This window comes from Vibrio aquaticus (assembly GCF_003970385.1).
GTDB classification, from domain to species: Bacteria; Pseudomonadota; Gammaproteobacteria; order Enterobacterales; family Vibrionaceae; genus Vibrio; species Vibrio aquaticus.
The window spans coordinates 1-20609 of sequence record NZ_RXZH01000014.1 but is presented as its reverse complement, the minus strand read 5'-3'; the positions used below and the strand labels follow the sequence as shown (position 1 = coordinate 20609).

The following is a 20609-nucleotide window of genomic DNA, read 5'->3' as shown; positions in this document are numbered from 1 at the left end:
ATAGCTGAAACGAAAATCAGGCCGTACTACACCATGAATGATTCACGCTCCCATATTATTTCATCTTATACTCAAGAGTCCGATTTTGAGCAAGCAATCAATGGCAATATTGCTGAGTTATGGCGCACTCGTGAAGAAGGCTATCTCAAGGCTTTTGACAAGCGTTCTCTTTACTGGATGAAGCTCACCTCTCCAGAACATAACAAAGCAATTTTGGTAGTCAACGGGCGTATTGAATGTTGCTCTAAGTATCAGGAGTTGTTCTACGACTTGTTCCAACAAGGCTATGACGTTTATTCCTATGACCATCGTGGTCAAGGATTGTCTGACAGGTTGATTGAAGATAAGCAAATGGGCTACGTTGATGAGTTCGACGACTACATTAAAGATCTCGAGCAGGTCGTGAGTCACTTTGATTTATCAAGCTATGCAAAGCGCTTTATGCTCGGTCACTCAATGGGTGGCAACATTGTCACGCGATATCTTCAAACCCATGATGCGACATTTGATGCGGTTGCTCTGAGCGCACCTATGTTTGGCGTAAACTTACCTTGGCACTTAAAACCCGTTGCCACATTATTGGGCCAGCTGCTCACGGCCGTTTATCCAAAGCCAACCTTTGCACCAGGCCAAGTGGCTTATTTCCCGAAACCGTTTGAAGGCAACTTCTTAAGCCAAAGCGATGTACGTTATCACTGGTTTAGAGGTTGGTATGAGCAGAACCCAGAACTGAAAATTGGCGGAGCAAGCACACGCTGGGTGTGGCAAGGTTTAATGGCGTGTAAGCAGTGTTACCAAATGACCAGACAAATCAAAGTACCATTGCTGGTGATGCAAGCCGGTGACGACCAAATAGTAGCTAACCAAGCTCAAGTTCAATTTATGAAGAAGCTTGCCAAAACACATACTCAGTGTGCATTTAAGATCATCCATGAAGCCAAACATGAATTGCTGTTTGAGAAAGATGAATACCGCAATCAAGCATTAGACGCCACCTTAACCTTCTTCAATCAGTATTAAGTGGTACGCCTTCCACTTATCTGCGCGCAAAAATAGGAAATACTAGAGGGTGATCTTTACCCTCTTTTTCCCCTTTCTATTCCAGTAAACTACACTCTCTCCCAGCAGGGACTTTAACGCTGTACACACGAGGGTGATATGACCGAAGCACGCAAAGATACTCCTTTTCACATTGTTGCCTCTGATCTAGATGGCACTTTACTCGCACCAAACCATCAGCTCAGCACATTTTCCAAACAAACTCTGAAAACATTGCATGAGAAAGGCTTCACTTTCATTTTTGCAACAGGTCGTCACCATGTCGATGTGGCGGGTATTCGTGAGATTGCCGGTATCCCTGCTTATATGATTACCTCCAATGGCGCGCGCGTTCATGACCAAAATGATCAACTGATGTACAGCAAAAACGTACCTGAGGAACTCGTGCAGTCAGTGATCGATGTGATCAGACAGGATCCTGAGATTTTTATCCACATGTACCAAAATGATGATTGGCTACTGGATAGAGACGATGAGATGTTGGCTAAGTTCCACAGTGAATCTGGCTTTGCTTACAAACGTTTTTCTGCTGAGAGCGCACCGACAGATGGCATTGCTAAGATCTTCTTTACCCACCCAGAGCAAGACCATGACCACCTAGTTACGTTTGAAAACAAGCTAAGAGAAGCGTTTGGTGATCAACTGAATATCGCCTTTTCTACACCTTGGTGTTTAGAAGTCATGGCTGCAGAAGTTTCGAAAGGTCACGCACTGGAAGCGGTTGCTCAATCGCTAAACCTAACGCTAGAAAACTGTATCGCTTTCGGTGATGGTATGAATGACGCTGAAATGCTGGCGATGGCAGGTAAAGGCTTGGTGATGGGCACATCACACCACAAAGTCAAAGAGGCGCTGCCAAACAATGAAGTGATTGGCAGTAATGCAGACGATGCGGTTGCGCACTACTTGCAAGACCACCTGCTTTAAACTCGGCGAACATTTATCAGGCAGCGATTCGCTGCCTGATTTATTTCAATTCTAACGCTGACTCGGTAGTTTTTCTTTACTCAGAATCGCCAACCACTCTTCTTCGCTGACCGGCATTATTGACAGACGATTACCCCTCTTCACTAGTGGCATGTTCTCCAATTCCGGCATGGCTTTCATCACGCTGAGCGAAATCAGTCGCTCTGTCTTACGCACAAATTCAATATCAACCATCACCCAACGCGGATTCTCTGGTGTCGACTTAGCATCGTAGTAGTCACTTTCCGGATCAAAGGCAAAATGGTCGGGATACGCTTCTTTGGTCACTTTCGCAATTCCAGCAACACCAACTTTCTTACAAGAAGAGTGGTAGATCAGCACCAAGTCGCCTTCTTTCACTTCATCACGCATCATATTCCGCGCTTGATAATTACGAACTCCCTCCCAGCATGAGCGGTTTTGTGTTCGTAATGTGTCAATAGAGAAGGTGTCAGGTTCAGTTTTGAACAACCAATATGCCATAATAGATTCCGCCAGTTTCTGAATAGGGAAGATATAGCATGAAGGCGCTTCGAAACCCAGTCGCACTAATCACATTACTTACACTACAAGCGTGTTCTACGGCAACTCAACAAGCCAGCCAAGTCGAGTCTAAACAGCCACCAGCGAGCTTAGACAAACCCGCTAGCATCAAGCCACAAACGTTTGTGATGCGAGGTGAAGTCGTTTTGGGCCATGAGGTTCGCTCGATTACCCCTTGTGGAAGTCAGCAACAATACTGGCTTGAAATGCCAAATGACCGATTCCAGCAGGCGATGTCACTCGTTCGCCGCCCATATGAACCTCTTTATGGTGAAGTGATTGGCCACTTAGAAACAGGCATCGCGGATGGCTTTGTATCGGATTACGCTGCTCGCTTTGTGGTGGACTCAATCAATATTCTGAGTGCCGAAAACCCGAAGCGCTGTGATCAGCCCGTCCGACCAACTAGAGCCTTTGGCAATGAGCCATTTTGGTCTGTCAGCTTTGAAAAGAGCCAGTTGGTTTTTGCCAAACTCGGCGAAGAGAAACGTCAGTTCGATCTTAGCTCAAGCAGAATTGAACTCGATCGCCGCTCTTATCAGTTTGACCAAGGTTCTCTTGAACTGGCGAAGCGCAGCTGTGTCGATGGAATGAGCGACTCTCTGTACGGTTGGAGTGCTTCGTTGACCATTGAAGATGAGAAATACCAAGGCTGTGCGACGCTCTCAAATAAAGACAGTACGCAAAACTGGACTGGACTTTACCAAGCGGCCTCAACCCAAGGCAGTGACTTTACTGTCTCTCTGAAACTCAATTCTGACCACACAGCGACAACGTCTTACCAATACAACAATGGCCAGGCTGATTCGGTGGAACGTGGCTACTGGCAGCAGTTGAGCCCTGACCAAGTACAGGCCGTGATGACGCACCACCAGCAGCAACCTCTGCTTTCTGAACGCTTATTTACCCGTGATGGATATCAGTTAACCGCCACAAAAGAGAAAGTGGGTAATATCGTCTACCCGATTTCAGATGGCGGCCTGACTTTGTTCAAAACCAAATCTCAGGCACAGACGGTGATGACACAGACTGAATTAGACCCTGTATTATCTGAAGATAAAGTCCCGTCTTCTGCCGAGTTCAATCCTAAAGTTGATCGTGCCTTACGCGACTACTTCGCGATTAACAAAACGGATCCTACAGGCACGCGCTATCGTTGGCTCACCTACGATCTGAATGGTGACGGCAATGAAGAGCTAATTACCCAACTTGATTGGTGTGGATCGGGTGGTTGTACCCTACTCATTTTTGAAAACCATCAAGATAACTGGCGTTTCAATAGCCGTATGACCTTAGTCAACACACCTATAAACCTAGGCGTAAACTCATCTGAAGGCTGGCGAGATCTGGTGCTGTTTGTTAGTGGTGGCGGAGCTACACCCAATCAACACATCATGGAATACACTGGGGTTAGTTACCCACTTAACCCAAGTACAGCTCCGGTGGCAAGCTATGAACAAATCAGCCAAGTTCAGCTTTTTTCTGATGGCTTAACCCCTCACCAAGAAGGCCTTCGTCTGTGACCAAGGTAGATAACGCCGAGGGCATGTCAGATACGTGCCCTCCAAGTACTTGCCCTCAATGCCAATTGCGGTTTCAGTGCGTGTGTGAACAACTGCCTAAGCTAGACAGCTCAATACATTTCGCCCTGCTAATACATGAAAATGAGCAAAATAGGGAAACCAACACTGGTCAATGGCTCCTGAAAAGTATGCCTTCCACCACCAGTGTTCATATTTGGCAGCGCAAATCCCCGTGTCCGAAGCTCGTTGCCTTACTCGAAAACCCTCGCTATCAAGCCTATTTGCTTTTCCCTGGTGATGAGAGCATCGAGGTCACACGAGCATGTGCCAAAGCTGGAGAGACACAAACACTTCCACTCTTTATTGTGCTTGATGGTACATGGCAAGAAGCGAAGAAGATGCTGCGCAAAAGCCCATGGTTACAGTCAATTCCATTGGCGCATGTGACGCCCAGTAAGACGTCTAATTATCAGCTACGCCGCAATCAAGAAGAGGGGCACTTGTGTACCCTAGAGGTCGGCTGTGAGGTATTGAGTGCAGTCGGTGAAAAAGCCCAGTCGGAACAGCTTCTGCAGTTTTTTGACCACTACATGCTAGCCTTTAAAGCCGACAAGAGTGGTCATTCACTCAAGAGTTAAAACAGACGGGTTGGTTCAGCCAAATAGAAGCCTTGTAAATAGTCCACGCCAAGATCTTCGGCAATATTGCATACCTCTTGGTTGTGGACAAATTCTGCGATGGTTTTGGCGTTGAGTACCTGACACAATTTCACCAGCTGCCCGGTGATTTGGCGTTGCTTCTTGTCGACATCAATCGTCTTAATCAAACTACCATCTAGCTTAATGATATCCGGCTCTAAACGGATGATTTCATCGATGTTGGAATAGCCAGAGCCAAAGTCATCCACCAGCAGACGAACTCCCATCTGCTTAAAGTGGCTACAGATTTCTGACATGCGCCCAAAATCTTTAATCTGCTCTGATTCCAGTACCTCAATCCCCAATCGGTAAGGGTCATTCAGCTTAGCAATCGACTCTTCTAGCAGGTATAAGGTTTTATCACTGAGCATGTCTTGTGGAGATAAGTTGATCGAAAAAGACTCTTCTCTATCCGCCATATAGCCTAACGTTGAGGAAAGCATGTAGCGACTCAATCGTGTATAAAGATGAGTTCCTTCAATAATCGGTAAAAAGCGCCCTGGTGAAATAATGTTGCCTTCATCTTCAATACGAACCAGACACTCTTGTGATTTTTGCTCACGCGTATGCGCGGCAAAAATGGGTTGGCTATAAGTGATGATGTTCTTTCTGAGAATAGCGCGGCTCACTACCCCCATTAGCTCTATCTTGTCTTGTTGCTGCTCAGCGGTCACAAGGCAATCTTTAGCGTTAAAGAAATGTGTGTTGCGCTCTTTACCCGTACGCCTTGCATCAATCGACTTCAATAACAGCTCATCACCCTGCACTTCAGGAAAATCACTGGCACTGGCGATCCCTCCAGTAATAGAGACAGAAAGGTAGTCTATATCCGGTAGCCCATAAGGTTCGAAGTTGATGCGTTCCATTTGGTCGGCGAAAGCAGAGAACTCGCGCTGTATCAATTCACTGGATACCTCTGCTTTAAAGACGATCGCCCACTCAGCAGTGCCAATGTAGTAGAGATTTTTCACGAAGTCATTGCCGCGGCGCTGAGATAAACGCTCAATGAAGTGGTCACTCAGATCTCGAATAAGTTCATCCGCCACTTGGTAACCATACTTTTCATTCACTTGATGGAAATTAGATAGCTTAATCGTAATCACATGCTCATCGGCTTTCAGTGATTTTAAGCGTTCTTGTAGCGCCACGCGGTTTTTGAGCCCCGTATGCTTATCCAGTCGATAGCTTTCAATCAGCTTTTCAGCTTGCTTGGCTAACTTATTCTCCATACCCTTTTGAGTCTGATCGAGCTCATCAATGGAGTGGCGAATCAAATGAAAAAGCGGAGAGATAGGACCATCTTCTGTCTGTTCAATTTCTAACGGTGGGCGCTCAGCATCTTCACTTAATGCCAAATAGGTCATGCTATGGTGCAGAGTACCTTGCGATTCACCGCGATAAATTTCACCCATGCAGTAGGAACCATTACACAGATCAAAATGCTCAAACGGTTTAATTTCACTGGTGCCTTCAAGAAACTCTAAACGTGATTCACAGTTATAAATAAACACCGATTCCGGGTTATGGCGCGCCAGTTTCAGCACATCATGGCGAACCTGCTCTAATGTCAGCGATGGGTGGTTGTAACAAATACGAACTTCATCGCCGATGTCCACCGATTGATCAAATCGAATACCGCCATCGTCATAGATTTCTCTCGGGCTACAGATTTTCCCTGAGCTGGTTCGTAGTGGGAAGCTATAAAGGTGCTCAAGCATGATGGGGTGATTTTCTGCCAACCTCTGCTGATAGATCTGATAGGTTGTTTGATAATCTAACGATTTTAGCACCGTGCCTTCGACATCCGTGACTCGCAGTGCACCACCAATAGGGCTCCATTCAGAAAACGCATTACGCTGCACCTGAAGATATTCACCATGCAAGGCGGCAAAGACCACGGCGTTACGGTAAGTTTGAGTGCCGTGCAATACCCATTCGCAACGTTCATCTACGGAGCTCGCGAGACCACCACTAATTGGCACTTCACTGTGTTGACCAAACGCACTAAAAATCGGATTTGCCTGAGTAGCAAAGCTAATGATCGACTTACTGCTTTCCGTCAAAACCAATGATTCACTTACAGTGTCCACATGGTGAGTCACCTTCTCCGACAACGGCATGACCGTTGACGTAATCGCCGTACGCTCAAAAACAGAGACAATAATCAGAGAGCCTTCATGATGAATTTGATCATCAAAGATGGTGTGGCGTGTGCTGTGGCCGATAATGTGGCTACTTGGTAAAGCAGCAGAAACCTGCCGTGCGTAATCACGCACTCTTTCTTCAAGGTCGACAGAAAGAATCTGAACCAAATAAGAAGCAGGATCGGTCGTTGAGAACGTCTGAAAAAAAGACGTGAGTTGCTGATGATCAGTAATCAGAGCGGAATAGCTGCGCATTCTATTAGCCTGAGACGTTGTAATGTTATTGGTATTTTTCTATACGGTAATTCATGTGCAGCTATATGAAAAGAGTTGATTTGATTTGCTGTTATTTACATCTCAATCAATAGCAGTAAATCACGCAAACGATTTACTTCCACATCAGGTAACACTCGGCTTTTGGGACATGAATAGATATCTAGCTGTTGATCGTTAAACCAACACGCTTTAAAGCCCGCTCGAACAGCACCTGCCACATCTGAATTGACATGATCACCCACATGCAGAATATTCTGAGCTGGAACAGAGAGAAATTGCTGCGCCTTATCAAACATCTCTTGATGCGGCTTAGCATAGCCATCTGGCCCTGCTTTTAGAACCAAAGAAAAATAATCAGATAAGCCGATTTTATCAACATCCACATTGCCATTCGTGATCGCGACTAAGGGAAGCTTATCTGCTAACGCCGCCAATACCTGATGGGATTCTTGAGGAACCGTAAAGTCACTGCGCAGGCGATGTACTTGTTCTATGGCATCATTTGCGGCTTGGTTCGCTTGCTCTAAGGTATAGCCTAACGCCATTAAGCCTTGTTCAATCTGCTTGAATCGCCATAGCGTCATATCGTTCGTCAACCAAGTATCTTCTTGAGCAAGACGAAGCTTAATACCGTTCCACCAGCTCAGTGGCTGAGAAGCCGATACTGGGTGATGGTGATGAAGCCACTTTGCCATTTCCGCTTCAACATGACGAATCACTGGACGGTTGTCATACAAGGTATCATCAAGATCAAACGTCATGGCTTTTATAGACGATAGCGGTCGATAAAACTTCATCACTCTTTTCCTTTCTTTTTCGCTCGTGGGTGTGCTTGGTCATACACTTCCGCAAGGTGTTGAAAATCGAGGTGGGTGTAGATTTGGGTGGTTGAGATATTCTCATGGCCCAATAACTCTTGCACTGCTCTTAGGTTATTACTCGACTCCAGCATGTGAGTCGCAAAGGAGTGACGCAATTTATGCGGGCTGACATGACTCGCGGTCCCCTGTTTTTGTCCCCACTCTGCCATCCGTTTTTGCACATTGCGGTGAGAGATACGCACACCCAGTTTCGATACAAATAGCGCAGGTTCACCGCTGTCAGATAAGCTTGGACGTAGCTTAAGCCACTTAGAGACCCACTCCGCCGCCATTCCGGTAAAAGGCACTTTACGCTCTTTATCACCCTTACCAACAACGCGAATTTCACCCGCAGAAATACTGATATCTTTGACGTTGATACTGACCAATTCCGCCAAACGTAGGCCCGCGCCATACATCAGTTCCATCATGGCACGATCTCGAACGGCCAAAGGATCGCCTTCGTTCACTTCCAGCAGTTGGTTAACTTCATCTACATCTAAATTTTTTGGTAGTGGGCGCTTCTTACGCGGTGCAGACACTCCTTTTGCAGGGTTAGCGGTCATTTCTCCGCGTAGCATCAGAAAATCAAAGAAGCTGCGTAAAGACGACAGGCGTGTTGCTAAGCTGCTGGCTTTCATTCCTTCACGCATGCCTTTACTGGCCAACTGACGGACCCAACCGGCGTCTACTTGCTGCCACTCTTTCAGCCCCATTTGGGCGAGATGGTTAGCCATGGTTTCCAGTTGCTGTTTGTAGTTACGTTGAGTATGAAGACTGAGCCCCTTTTCGCTTCTAAGGTATTCATAGAAACGCTCAAGAGGCTGTTGCAGTCCGTTAGGCAGAGGTAGTGCTGATTCGCTCATTGATGTCGCATTGCCAAGGAAGAGATTCAATTAAATGGGAAAGAACTAGTGAAAGGTGGCGTAGGAATAAGGTGTCCATGTGCGGCTGGAAATGCCCACCATCACTGCTTGAAAACGCTAAGACACCTTGGAACGCTTTTTTGTATAGCGGTAAAACAACATACGACCCCATTTCTGGCGCATGCGAGTTCTCACCAAACAACAGTTCGCGATCCACTTTACGCATACGGCCTAGATAGGCACTCTTGCCATTGAGATGGTTAGTCGCAAATCGTTGGTAGTTATCTTTGTTGAGCTCATAGTAATTGGAGTCACAATTGAGCAAGCGAACATACGCCACTAAGCCCAGTGATTTCGCCTTCTCTTCAATCGCCTTGATGACGTTCAATAGTGCCTCACTCTTTAAAATCTGTTCTTGCAGATCCATAAACTCATGAAACGTTTGATCGTTATTTTTAGCCAGAGACATTAGCGCTGTAATTTCTTCTTCCAACTCTTCAATACGCTGACGTTGGCGGTTCATCTGCACGTGAACCAAAGAGACGGCTCCTTGCTCTTGATGAGATAAAGCAAGGCTGTCCACCAGCTCTCGGCGATGAGAGAAAAAGTCAGGGTTATCACGCAGGTATTCAGCTACGACTTCTGCCGTCAGCGCATCTGCTTCGATATGAGACACAATTGTTCCTTTTTATTATTATCTACCCAAAATAGTTGGGGATTCAGCTAGGCGACAAGTCAATTCAACCCTATGAGCATAGGTGTTTCTATGTGATTAGGGCGAATTGATGCAGTCAACGACGCTGAAGCTTCAAATGTGCAGGGTATATTAGCAGCTTAGTTGCCCATCAAAGACATGGGTAGCCGGGCCAGTCATGTAAAGCGGTTTACCTGGGCCTTGCCATTGAATCTTCAATGAACCGCCTGGCAGGTTAACCGTAACTTTCTCATCCAATAAACCTTGAACGATACCTACAGCTACTGCACCACATGCGCCACTGCCACATGCTTGAGTTTCACCGGCACCACGCTCATAGACACGTAGGTTAACTTCGTTGCGGTCAAGTACCTGCATGAAACCTGCATTGACGCGCTCAGGGAAACGTTCATGCGATTCTAACAAAGGACCTAGCGTTTCAACTTCTGCGGTAGCGACATCATCGACTACGGTCACAACATGAGGGTTACCCATGCTTACTGCACCACAAAACAGGGTTTTGTCTTCAGTACGTAGAATGTAGGTTTTCTCCATCTGCTTCGCTTTAAAAGGAATCTTACTCGGCTCAAACACAGGGACTCCCATGTTGACCGTGATTTGATCATCTTCTTCGATGTTCAGAACCATTTTGCCTTTCTTGGTACTCACACTAACGCTGTATTTATTGGTTAGTCCTTTCATACGCACAAAGCGAGCAAAGCAGCGAGCGCCATTACCACACTGCTCGACTTCACTGCCATCTGCATTAAAAATACGATAGTGGAAGTCGGTTTCTGGGTCATACGGAGCTTCAACGACTAAAAGCTGATCAAAGCCAATACCCGTATGACGATCCGCCAAACGGCGGATCAAATCAGGGGAAAAGAAAATATTTTGGGTAATGCAGTCAACGACCATGAAGTCATTCCCCAAACCGTGCATTTTTGAAAAGTGGAAATGCATAAGACTTCAATTACTCCGGAAGTACGTTTTCAAGCGCCCATAGGCTAGTGAGTTCTTCACGCTGACGAACAAGGTGCGCTTGCTTTCCATCAACCATCACTTCTGCCGCACGAGAGCGTGTGTTGTAGTTAGATGACATCACAAAGCCATAAGCACCGGCTGAGCGAACCGCAAGAAGATCGTTCTCTTCTAGAACCAATGCGCGGTCTTTACCTAGGAAATCACCCGTTTCACAAATAGGGCCAACCAAATCATACGTTACTGCCTCTCCTTCACGAGGAGAAACCGGCACGATATCTTGCCATGCTTGATACAACGCAGGACGCATTAAGTCATTCATCGCAGCATCGATAATGGCGAAGTTTTTGTGCTCTGTGTGTTTTAGAAACTCGACTTTGGTCAGAAGCACACCGGCATTCGCTGCAATCGCTCGGCCAGGCTCAAAAATAAGCTCTAGGTCTTGATGGTTTTCAAGGCGACCTAACAGTGCTTTCGCATAGTCCGATGGTTCAGGTGGCAGTTCATCACGATACACAACCCCTAAGCCACCACCGACATCAAGGTGTTCAATGGTTACGCCTTGCGCTTTCAGATCGTCAATCAAAGCCAACAAACGGTCTGTTGCATCAATGAAAGGTTCAATATCAGTCAGCTGAGAGCCGATGTGGCAATCAATGCCTTTCACATCTAGGTTCTTTAAGCTTTGAGCAAATTTATACACGGTAGGCGCACGATCAAACGCGATACCAAACTTGTTATCACGCAGACCAGTAGAAATATAAGGATGAGTATGAGCATCTACATCAGGATTAATTCTCAGCGAGATAGGCGCTTGAACACCAAGCTCACCAGCAACTTTGTTTAGTCGCTCTAGCTCTGGCTCCGATTCCACGTTGAAACACTTGATACCAAGCTCAAGTGCTCGCTTCATTTCCTCTTCTGTTTTACCCACACCAGAGAACACAACTTTGCTTGCTTCACCGCCTGCAGCGATAACACGCTCTAATTCACCACCCGATACGATATCGAAGCCAGAGCCTAAACGTGCCAGTGCGTTCAAAACACCAAGGTTGGAGTTTGCTTTCACCGCATAACAAACCAAGTGTGGGTGCTCGCCAACCGATTTATCAAACGCATGCCAGTGGCGTTCTAAAGTCGCACGAGAGTAAACATACAAAGGTGTGCCAAATTGCTGAGCCAGTTCTGCTAGTGAGACTTCTTCAGCCCAAAGCTGGCCATCATCCTGATAATTGAAGTAATCCAAAGTTCTTTCCCTTATATTCTGATTCTATTTTTATTGCGAAGGTTGCTCGTTCTGCGGAGCATCATTCGGCATGTAAAGAGGTCCAGTTTGACCACAGCCAGCTAAGCCAAGAAGTGTGAAGATAAATAGCGCTAAGAGTGATTTTTTCATCGGTTGTATCGTGATTATTCTTTCAATGCCCCCTATAATCGCACCACACTCAAGAAAAGCAATAGGATAGATTGGATGAACGAGACTGAATTTCATCAGTTAGTAGATGTAAAAATGCAAATCATCGAGGAAATGATTGATGATTCAGGCGCGGACATCGACTACGAGACTTCTGGCAATGTTATGACACTAGAATTTGAAGACCGTAGCCAAATCATTATCAACCGCCAAGAACCAATGAAAGAGATCTGGTTAGCATCGAAATCTGGCGGCTTTCACTTCTCACTGATTGATGATCAATGGACTTGCTCTAAAACACAAATGGAGCTGATCGCCATGGTTAAACAAGAGTGTGAAAAGCACTGTGATGAAGAGATTGAGTGGGTTTAAAACTCCAAAAAAATCAAAAAAAAGAGCACTCACTGTGCTCTTTTTTGTTTCAACTGATTTCGTGTTACGCATTGACCGTTTTATTTGGTCTTGAGTAACTTGCACCATCATTACGGTAAGGCACGATATAGGGCTCATCATCCTCACACTGAACAATCTGATAGTATTGAGGTAAGTTAAAGTTAATGAGCTTAGAAGAGAGTGTGTTCTCGTCCTGAACCGAAGTATAGAAACTATTTACACTCGCGATCATGTCGTCTTTCTCACCTTTGAACTGGTGATAGACTTCAACGCGATTGGCTTCATCCAATACATAAATATTGAAGCCCTGCTCATTATCCTCAAAGAAGAACTGAACCAAACCTTCACTCGCAAAACCATCCACCACTTCTGGCAACTGATAATCTTGCTCTTTATCCAACATCAGTAAAGGGGAGCCCTTAAGTTTGTTGGTTGAAATACTGCGGTAGAAATCGACCGAGTTCTCAAGCATTTGCACCGACACGCCACGACGTTCAAAGAACAAGCCATGCGTTTGCTGACCAATGCGTAGTGCTTTAAAGCGGCGACGTTTTTCTTGCTCAACTGGCTTTAAACGTAAATCAATGCATTCAGCCAATAGCTGATACACCATATTACGCATCACACCACGTAGGTTTTTGCTGTAACAGAACACATCCACAGACTCAGGTGGAATCGCATCTTGGTGCATCTTACCCAGTACGGTTTTCAGCGCATCCAGCATCGCTGTTTCGCCCTTAAAATGTAAGGTACGAACTTCATGCCATGAATTGCGGTACACCAAATCAACGCTGCCCACTAAGCATTTCTGCTCTGGACCAAAACTGAAGATGTCAGTGCTTCTTGGGTCCAGTTTCAGTGACTTGCCGCTGAGCTCTGAGGTTGGATCGCTTTCAAAGTTGATGAACATCGCCAACTGGCTAATCTCACACGGGCTCGACAGAGCTTGCATGGTCGGGCGACGCTTACGCAATGAGAAGGTGTTTCGCAGGTCACTTACCATCTGATAGAACTTATCGATGTCTAAATGCGCATCACGAATCACCGAATGCAAACGCGTCGATTCCGTAATCAAACCATTAAAGAATGACCACGCAACCAGCTTACTCAAATATTCGTTGTGTTCGAGTGGTGCTTGGCCAAGAATTCGATGTGGCGTCAGTGGCTGCTTATACAGATACCAACCAGACTTATTGGTGCGCCCAGGACGAACTTCAATAAACGTCAGATCAGATTCATGTAAATCAGGCGAAATCTGCGGATTTAACAGAGTGACTTTGCCCGGAAGAACCTCAAACGCAGCATACAGCTTACGCGCTAGGATACTGATATCTTGCGGGCTGATCGCCGAAGTAATGTCATTGCGGCGTGCGAACTGAATTAGGTTACGGTAACTCTGCATTAATGCATCAAGCAAAGCGTGGTGAACGTCTTTAACCTGCTCAACCTTCCAGTTACGACGATCATCGAGCTCAGCAATCACTGAGTCTGACCAGTCCCATTTCTGGACCATGTCCGTCATCGCTTCACGACGCCAAGCTACTGACCCAACACTTGGCTCTCGTGAGAGCTTTTCGTGGGTTTTCAGATAGAAACAGCGACGCACTAAATCCAAACGCGTGGTATCACCAATACGCTCCAGGTAACGAGTTACCTTTTCAAGCATCAGATAATACGCATCCATGCCATAGAGATCAGGCTCATGAGCAAAGAAGCGGCGTTTGGTATCTAAGCTAAGAAGTTGAGTGTTTGGGTACTCCCACGAATAGGCTTCAAGTAAAATCGCTTTCAGAACCGATTTGTATGGTGAGTCGATACTCTTATACAGTTGCCATAGGTTCGAGCCAAAATACTCCTCTGCAGGGATACGATTAAGTTGACCGAAATCGATCCACTTAGAACAATCAATGTACCCTTTACTGCATAGGTCTGACACATATTCGTCGTAGCACTCTTCCATCTCTGGCGGCACGATTTGCCACAGTAAACGTTGTCCGGCTAAGCGGACCGCACTGCGATAGAATTCATCCAGAAGAAGTAGGTGTTGAGACGAGCCACAGTTGTCACCAGTCATCTCTTCTGAATGATTCGAGCGGAATCGCTCTTCATCCATCAAGAAGAAGTTGGCTTCGACACCCTGAGTCTGAGCCCAGTCTGTAATTAGTAGGCATTTATTGGTGAGGCTTTCGCGAACATCGGCGCTCATACTAGGAGAAACACACACCCAAATGTCGAGATCACTCGACGTGCTTTGACCAATGGAAGAAGTACTGCCCATGGTGTACAAACCCAAGATTTCGGGTTCATCAGCTTTCGGTAAGTCTTGGCCAATCGTTAACTGTGTATCTTCTACAAACTGTTGTTGAATTTCATTAAGTTCAAAGTCACAAATACCAAAAGGGACATTGGCATCGAAGTAACCCGGCATGACTGGGTGATTGAAATGAAATAAGGTTGGAATGAGATGGAATACACGCTGACTAGGTAAATCCATAAGAGCCAGCGCACGTTCAATACGTTGCTGGTTGAGGTTATCAAGTCTTTTAGTTAGCGTCTTGGTGTAAGCCTGCAAGAGAGCTTCCTTGGTTCATATCCTAGAGAGTGCTTTGACTATTAATTGTTCTAAAGCACCAACAAAACGTGATCAATCTAACACTTTTCTTTCAGCTGGTAAAGAAATGTACGATCAATTCGACACTATTTTGCCCACCCATCATTGTCGTCCATAGTGTGGTACGTAACTCCTATTAATAATAATAGCCTACTTTACAAACGAGACCTTAATCACACTCTTTTAATGATTTTATGCTAGCGGTTATTAAACCGAAGCTCGAAGAAAGAACCAATAATACTTTTTGAGTCGACAGTGGTAGGATTAGCTCATTATTTTGTTTTCAGTAGAACGCTATGACTCAATCCACTCCTATTCGAATCGCAACGCGAAAAAGCCCACTTGCTCTTTGGCAAGCTCACTTCGTTAAAGATGCACTCAAAGCGGCGCACCCTGGTCTAGAAGTTGAACTTGTTACTATGGTGACTAAAGGTGACATCATTCTAGATACACCATTAGCTAAAGTAGGTGGCAAAGGTCTGTTCGTTAAAGAATTAGAAGTTGCGATGCTAGAAGGACGTGCTGACTTAGCCGTTCACTCAATGAAAGATGTCCCGGTCGACTTTCCTGAAGGACTAGGTCTTGTGACGATTTGTGAACGTGAAGACCCGCGTGACGCCTTCGTTTCGAACACTTACAACAACATTGATGAGCTGCCACAAGGCGCGGTTGTGGGTACATGCAGCCTACGTCGTCAATGCCAACTGAAAGAATACCGCCCTGACTTAGTGATTAAAGAATTACGCGGAAATGTGGGCACTCGTTTAGGGAAACTGGACGATGGTCAATATGATGCGATTATTCTTGCTGCTGCAGGTCTAAAACGTTTAGAGCTTGAAGAGCGCATTAAGAGCTTTATTGAGCCAGAGCAATCACTGCCAGCGGTTGGCCAAGGCGCCGTGGGTATTGAGTGTCGCCTTGATGATGAACGCCTAATTAAGTTACTTGAGCCGCTAAACCACAAAGAAACCGCTGATCGTGTTCTTTGTGAACGTGCAATGAATCTTACTTTAGAGGGCGGCTGTCAGGTGCCAATTGGTAGCTACTCTCTTATTGACGGTGACAACATTTGGCTACGTGCGTTAGTCGGTGAACCTGATGGTTCGAAGATTGTTCGAGGTGAAATTCGTGGTTCGCGCCAAGACGCAGAGTCACTCGGTGTTGAGCTCGCCAATCAGCTACTCGACGATGGCGCTAAAGAAATTTTAACCAAACTTTACGCTGATCACGAGTAATGCTCTATGGCAGTACTGGTCACTAGGCCGGGAAAGCAAGGCCTTTCACTTTGCCAACAATTATCAACGGTGGGGATAGATAACTGTCACCACCCTCTGATTGAAATCCAGTCCGGAGATCAACTCAAAGGACTGGAGAACCACCTCTCTTCTTTCGATATTATTATCGCTGTCAGTCAACACGCAGTGTCCCAAACTAGCGACTATCTTACAGAAATAGGTCAAAGTTGGCCGTCAAATGCACTCTATCTTGCCGTTGGTCAAAAAACTGCACATGTTTTAAGCAAATCTATTCAGCAGACAGTACACTACCCAGACATTGGTGACAGTGAACACTTATTGCTGATGAGTTTTCTGCAAAATGTCACCAACAAAAAGATCCTTATCTTGCGAGGAAACGGAGGACGAGAGCTCATCTTTGAGACCTTGTTGAAAAGAGGGGCTCTAGTTGAATATCGCGAAGTCTACAAACGAGAAAACCTAGCTTTCCGCTCAGATTTATTCATTCCTCTCTGGCAAGATAAACAAATTACCCAGTTAGTCATAACCAGTTCAGGTCAGCTTGAGTATTTTATCTCTCAACTTTCGAGTATTGAACGTAACTGGTTATTCACGCTTCACTTGTATGTTCCAAGTGAACGAATTGCACAGCAAGCACGTGAGATTGGTTTTAACGCTGTCACCAATACCTTAAGTGCTTCTAACCCAGTGTTATTGGCTGCTCTCCAGTCAGATGAAACAGGACAATAAGTAATGACAAGCAAGAATAAAAACGAAACCATTGCCCCTGACCAAGAAAAGAATAAGGCAGAGGAAACACAAGCGAATCAAGCTGCCTCGACCGATGCTAAAGAAACGACGGCAAAAGAACCCGAGTCCCCAGCCACAGCCACGTCGACTTCCGTTGAATTCGAAGAAAAACACGGTAAGCGAGGTGTTAAATTAGGCGCGGTTGCGCTAGTTATCTCAATCTTATTCGGCGGTGGTCTAACTATCTATACGCAGCAGAAGAATGCCGAGTATCAAGCTCAAATCAATGCCCTCCAGACTCAGCTACAGCAAACTCAATCGAGCATTCAATCTGATCTCGAAACAAGCCAACAAAAAGCAATCGCAAAAGCGACTGAAATTACTCACCGCGCGGAAACCGTTCTTGAACAGCAACAGAAAAGCATCGAAAGCCTTCAGCTTGCCATGGCTGACGTCAAAGGACGCCGCCCAAATGATTGGCTTTTGGCTGAAGCAGATTACTTGGTTAAACTCGCGGGTCGTAAACTGTTCTTAGAACATGACGCAGTAAGCGCTACTCAGTTAATGGAAAGTGCAGATCAACGCATCGCAGCGCTCAATGATCCTAGCTTGGTGCCATTACGTAAATCGATGGCGAATGACATTACCAAGCTCAAGACCGTACCTTTGATTGACCGTGAGGGTTTGGTTCTGCGCATCACTGCATTACAACAACAAGTTGACAAGCTTCCTCTCGCTAACGCGCTACTGCCTGAAGCCGATAAAGTTGAAAAGCAAGTCGTATCGCAAGATGTTACTGACTGGCAAGACAACCTAATGACTTCGTTGAAAGATTTTTCAGAGAACTTCATTACCTTCCGCACCCGTGATGGCAATGTCATTCCTCTACTATCACCTCAACAACATTTCTACTTAAAAGAGAACATTAAGGCGAAATTAGAAACAGCGATTAAAGCGGTCTATGTTGAGCAACAAGAGATTTACTCAACGGCTTTAACGACCGCAGATAAGTGGTCGAGCACTTTCTTTAACCAAGACTCTAACGAAGTAAAAGAGTTTAACAGCGCTCTAGAACTACTCTCGAAGCAGACAATCCAAGTCGAATACCCAGTGAAGTTAGAAACTCAGCAAGAGTTATCTGATGTCATTCGTGATCGCCTACGCCGTGAGGTCACGACTCTAATAGCGGAGGATAAATAATGTTTCGTCTGATTTTCCTCTTTGTTGTACTTGGGCTAGGGCTATTTGCTGGAACGCAATATGCTGGTCAACAAGGCTACGTGCTGATTTCTGTAGCGAGTAAAACCATAGAAATGAGTGTTACGACCTTAGTCATCTTTGTGATTGCTGCTTTGGCTGGTCTATTTGGTCTTGAGTACCTAGTGAAAAAAGCGTTCTACGCTAGCTCAGCGACGTGGAACTACTTCAGTGTGCGTAAGATGCGCCGTTCACGACGCAATACGAATGAAGGTATCATTAAGCTACTTGAAGGTGACTTCAAACAAGCAGAGAAAAAGGTAACTCGCTGGGCAAACCACCACGATATGCCACTGCTATGTTACTTAGTTGCATCGGAAGCCGCGCAAGGTATGGGCGATGACGTACAACGTGATCGCTACCTTGAATTAGCCGCTAAACAGGAAAACTCTCAACTGGCAGTGGAGTTAACTCGAGCTAAGCAGCAAATCCGCGAGGCAAACTATTCTAGCGCCTTCGATACACTATCAACGTTGAAGGGAAGCTACCCTAATAACGCTATAGTGCTCAACCTTCTGAAACAGGTCTACACTGAACTCAAGCTCTGGCAACCACTATTGGATTTGCTGCCAAACCTAGTGAAGCACAAAATCGTATCGAAAGAAGAACAAGAGCCATTAGTCCAACGAGCTCAATGTGGTCTTCTGCAAGAGGTCGCAGAGCAAAAAGGAAGTGAAGGTTTAGTGGCGCATTGGAACGCTTTACCACGCAAAGTGAAAGCGGATACTCATTTGATTGAATGTTTTGCTAAACAGCTGATCTCTCGTCAAGCTGACAATGAAGCCTTTACCTTAATCAAAGAGACGTTGAAGAAACACCCTAACTCCAATCTCTATGCGTTGCTGCCTGAGCTGAAGCTAGCAGATAGCCATCCAGCCGTTACCTTCCTAGAAGGCGTTCTTCGCAAGGATGGCAATAATGCTGATGCACACAGCGCCGTTGCTCAGTTCTATCTCCGCGAAGAAAAATGGTCTGAGGCACAAACACACTTCGAAAAAGCACTTTCTGTTCGTTCTAATGTGTCCGATTACGGTTACCTATCTGATGCCCTAGAAAAACAGAACCTCACGAAAGCTGCCCATGAGGTTTCAAAGAAAGCGCTAACGCTTATCAAAGAACCCGCAGCCTAACTTGACCACTGAGACAAAAACCACCTCCTGTAGGTGGTTTTTTTATATCTGACGAGCCTGTTCACCTAGCGTTAACAGTGTATAGCTTATCATTAATGCAAATACTGATAGTGAGAGCGATACTGATGAAAAACCTTGTGCTGATTCCCGTTATTTCCCTTTCTGTGTTCTCACTCACTCAAGCGAATACCATCGATGTGGAAAAAGGTGAACAGAACTATAAGACCCTATGTATAGCCTGTCATGGGGAGAAAGGCCATGGTGACGGTATTGCAGGAAAAGCTCTCTCAGAAAAGCCATCTAATATAAATGATGGACTCAATTCGTGGTTTGAGAGTGAAGCAGAGTTAATCGATACGGTACTGAATGGAAATGAAGGTATGCCTGCCTGGAAGTCGATACTAACAGCAGATGACGTGAAAGATATCTTCGCATATGTGAAGAAGGTGAATACCCCGTAGCAATAGCCACTATAACCATTACAAATGAACCCTGCCTCTAGGCTGGGTTCTTTCTGTTGATCCAGGAAGCTACCCAATCTGAGTCCATATAAGACTTTATTGATAAAGATATTCGATGAAACCGTCAACACAGTAATTAGGAAACAAACTCAAGCCTGAGAAATAGGGATGAGCAAACACTCGAGATCTGAGCATTAGGTTGAAGGGATGTTTATGAGAGGCTGGATTTGCTAACACTAGAAACGACGAAAGCCTAGTCGTAAGACTAGGCTTTCTGATAAGTGGCGGAGTGGACGGGACTCGAACCCGCGACCCCCGGCGTGACAGGCCGGTATTCTAACCAACTGAACTACCACTCCGCAGTGGTAAACATGCCCTTRGGCATGGTTCCATAATTTAAAGCCTGGCGATGTCCTACTCTCACATGGGGAAACCCCACACTACCATCGGCGCTAMTTCGTTTCACTTCTGAGTTCGGCATGGAATCAGGTGGGTCCAAAKCGCTATGGTCGCCAAGCAAATTCTTTCTCTCTATTTCYAGAGAATAATCTGGAAAGCTGTTTGCGTTCTCTAAAACACAATCAAGTTAATTCTTGTATCGAGTCCATCAAAACCCTTTGGGTGTTGTATGGTTAAGCCTCACGGGCAATTAGTACAGGTTAGCTCAATGCCTCACAGCACTTACACACCCTGCCTATCAACGTTCTAGTCTCGAACAACCCTTTAGGACCCTCAAGGGGTCAGGGAA

At 45.6% G+C, this 20609-nt stretch carries 19 protein-coding genes, 1 tRNA gene and 2 rRNA genes; 10 read left to right on the top strand and 12 right to left on the bottom strand.

The annotated features are described in order from the left end of the window. Window positions 1-33: 33 nt before the first annotated feature. Window positions 34-1020 carry an alpha/beta fold hydrolase gene (locus tag EJ063_RS18875; protein WP_126575851.1) on the top strand — a complete coding sequence of 329 codons (987 nt, stop codon included), beginning with the start codon at window positions 34-36 and terminating at the stop codon, window positions 1018-1020. A gap of 138 nt (window positions 1021-1158) precedes the next feature. Beyond that, complete coding sequence (locus tag EJ063_RS18870; protein ID WP_126575850.1) at window positions 1159-1986, top strand: Cof-type HAD-IIB family hydrolase; 828 nt, start codon at window positions 1159-1161, stop codon at window positions 1984-1986. A gap of 51 nt (window positions 1987-2037) precedes the next feature. On the opposite strand, the gene EJ063_RS18865 is transcribed toward EJ063_RS18870, so the two are convergent. Further along, a complete protein-coding gene (locus tag EJ063_RS18865) occupies window positions 2038-2508 on the bottom strand; it encodes an EVE domain-containing protein (RefSeq protein WP_126575849.1) in 471 nt (156 codons plus the stop codon). A gap of 38 nt (window positions 2509-2546) precedes the next feature. Between EJ063_RS18865 and EJ063_RS18860 the strand changes: the two genes are divergently transcribed. Together EJ063_RS18860 and EJ063_RS18855 are read left to right on the top strand one after the other, a co-directional pair. Next, window positions 2547-4091, top strand: coding sequence for a COG3650 family protein (locus EJ063_RS18860; protein WP_126575848.1), 1545 nt, complete (start codon window positions 2547-2549; stop codon window positions 4089-4091). A gap of 23 nt (window positions 4092-4114) precedes the next feature. After that, window positions 4115-4729 (top strand): tRNA-uridine aminocarboxypropyltransferase, encoded by a 615-nt coding sequence (locus tag EJ063_RS18855; protein ID WP_126575890.1) that lies wholly within the window; start codon window positions 4115-4117, stop codon window positions 4727-4729. Here the strand turns inward: EJ063_RS18855 and EJ063_RS18850 are convergent. The 7 genes from EJ063_RS18850 to lptM form a co-directional block, all read right to left on the bottom strand. Then, window positions 4726-7188: a bifunctional diguanylate cyclase/phosphodiesterase gene (locus tag EJ063_RS18850; protein WP_126575847.1), complete on the bottom strand. Its 2463-nt coding sequence runs from the start codon at window positions 7186-7188 to the stop codon at window positions 4726-4728. The two genes, EJ063_RS18855 and EJ063_RS18850, sit on opposite strands and share 4 nt — an antisense overlap. Before the next feature lie 95 nt (window positions 7189-7283). Then, complete coding sequence (gene yigB / locus EJ063_RS18845; RefSeq protein ID WP_126575846.1) at window positions 7284-8006, bottom strand: 5-amino-6-(5-phospho-D-ribitylamino)uracil phosphatase YigB; 723 nt, start codon at window positions 8004-8006, stop codon at window positions 7284-7286. Then, window positions 8006-8935, bottom strand: coding sequence for a tyrosine recombinase XerC (gene xerC / locus EJ063_RS18840; protein ID WP_126575845.1), 930 nt, complete (start codon window positions 8933-8935; stop codon window positions 8006-8008). The genes yigB and xerC overlap by 1 nt, the downstream gene beginning before the upstream one ends. Then, complete coding sequence (locus tag EJ063_RS18835) at window positions 8907-9611, bottom strand: DUF484 family protein (RefSeq protein ID WP_126575844.1); 705 nt, start codon at window positions 9609-9611, stop codon at window positions 8907-8909. Before EJ063_RS18835 ends, xerC begins: the two co-directional genes overlap by 29 nt. Window positions 9612-9761: 150 nt before the next feature. Beyond that, on the bottom strand, window positions 9762-10592 hold the full coding sequence (gene dapF, locus EJ063_RS18830) for a diaminopimelate epimerase (RefSeq protein ID WP_126575843.1): 831 nt from the start codon (window positions 10590-10592) through the stop codon (window positions 9762-9764). A 10-nt stretch (window positions 10593-10602) separates the two neighbouring features. Next, window positions 10603-11856, bottom strand: coding sequence for a diaminopimelate decarboxylase (gene lysA, locus EJ063_RS18825; protein ID WP_126575842.1), 1254 nt, complete (start codon window positions 11854-11856; stop codon window positions 10603-10605). A 30-nt stretch (window positions 11857-11886) separates the two neighbouring features. Next, window positions 11887-12006 (bottom strand): LPS translocon maturation chaperone LptM, encoded by a 120-nt coding sequence (gene lptM / locus EJ063_RS21575; RefSeq protein ID WP_439333296.1) that lies wholly within the window; start codon window positions 12004-12006, stop codon window positions 11887-11889. A 75-nt stretch (window positions 12007-12081) separates the two neighbouring features. Between lptM and cyaY the strand changes: the two genes are divergently transcribed. After that, the gene (gene cyaY / locus EJ063_RS18815) at window positions 12082-12396 is read left to right on the top strand and encodes an iron donor protein CyaY (RefSeq protein ID WP_126575840.1); all 315 of its coding nucleotides are present in this window, start codon (window positions 12082-12084) and stop codon (window positions 12394-12396) included. Between the two features lie 64 nt (window positions 12397-12460). On the opposite strand, the gene EJ063_RS18810 is transcribed toward cyaY, so the two are convergent. Beyond that, entirely contained in the window at window positions 12461-14989 is a 2529-nt protein-coding gene (locus tag EJ063_RS18810; protein WP_126575839.1) for a class I adenylate cyclase, read from the bottom strand. 335 nt (window positions 14990-15324) lie between these two features. Here EJ063_RS18810 and hemC point away from each other — a divergent pair, with 335 nt between their 5' ends. The 5 genes from hemC (at window position 15325) to EJ063_RS18785 (ending at window position 19861) form a co-directional block, all read left to right on the top strand. Further along, a complete protein-coding gene (hemC, locus tag EJ063_RS18805) occupies window positions 15325-16263 on the top strand; it encodes a hydroxymethylbilane synthase (RefSeq protein ID WP_126575838.1) in 939 nt (312 codons plus the stop codon). Window positions 16264-16269: 6 nt separating this feature from the next. After that, window positions 16270-17013: a uroporphyrinogen-III synthase gene (locus EJ063_RS18800; RefSeq protein ID WP_126575837.1), complete on the top strand. Its 744-nt coding sequence runs from the start codon at window positions 16270-16272 to the stop codon at window positions 17011-17013. A gap of 3 nt (window positions 17014-17016) precedes the next feature. After that, the gene (locus tag EJ063_RS18795; RefSeq protein ID WP_126575836.1) at window positions 17017-18213 is read left to right on the top strand and encodes a uroporphyrinogen-III C-methyltransferase; all 1197 of its coding nucleotides are present in this window, start codon (window positions 17017-17019) and stop codon (window positions 18211-18213) included. Further along, a complete protein-coding gene (locus tag EJ063_RS18790; protein ID WP_126575835.1) occupies window positions 18213-19400 on the top strand; it encodes a heme biosynthesis protein HemY in 1188 nt (395 codons plus the stop codon). The genes EJ063_RS18795 and EJ063_RS18790 overlap by 1 nt, the downstream gene beginning before the upstream one ends. 125 nt (window positions 19401-19525) lie before the next feature. Continuing rightward, a complete protein-coding gene (locus tag EJ063_RS18785) occupies window positions 19526-19861 on the top strand; it encodes a c-type cytochrome (RefSeq protein ID WP_126575834.1) in 336 nt (111 codons plus the stop codon). Window positions 19862-20143: 282 nt separating this feature from the next. Here the strand turns inward: EJ063_RS18785 and EJ063_RS18780 are convergent. The 3 genes from EJ063_RS18780 to EJ063_RS18770 all read right to left on the bottom strand — a co-directional run. Continuing rightward, a tRNA-Asp gene (locus EJ063_RS18780) sits at window positions 20144-20220 on the bottom strand. Between the two features lie 42 nt (window positions 20221-20262). Further along, window positions 20263-20378: ribosomal RNA gene (gene rrf, locus EJ063_RS18775) — 5S ribosomal RNA — on the bottom strand. Between the two features lie 111 nt (window positions 20379-20489). Then, window positions 20490-20609 (bottom strand): 23S ribosomal RNA (locus tag EJ063_RS18770); the annotation flags it as partial.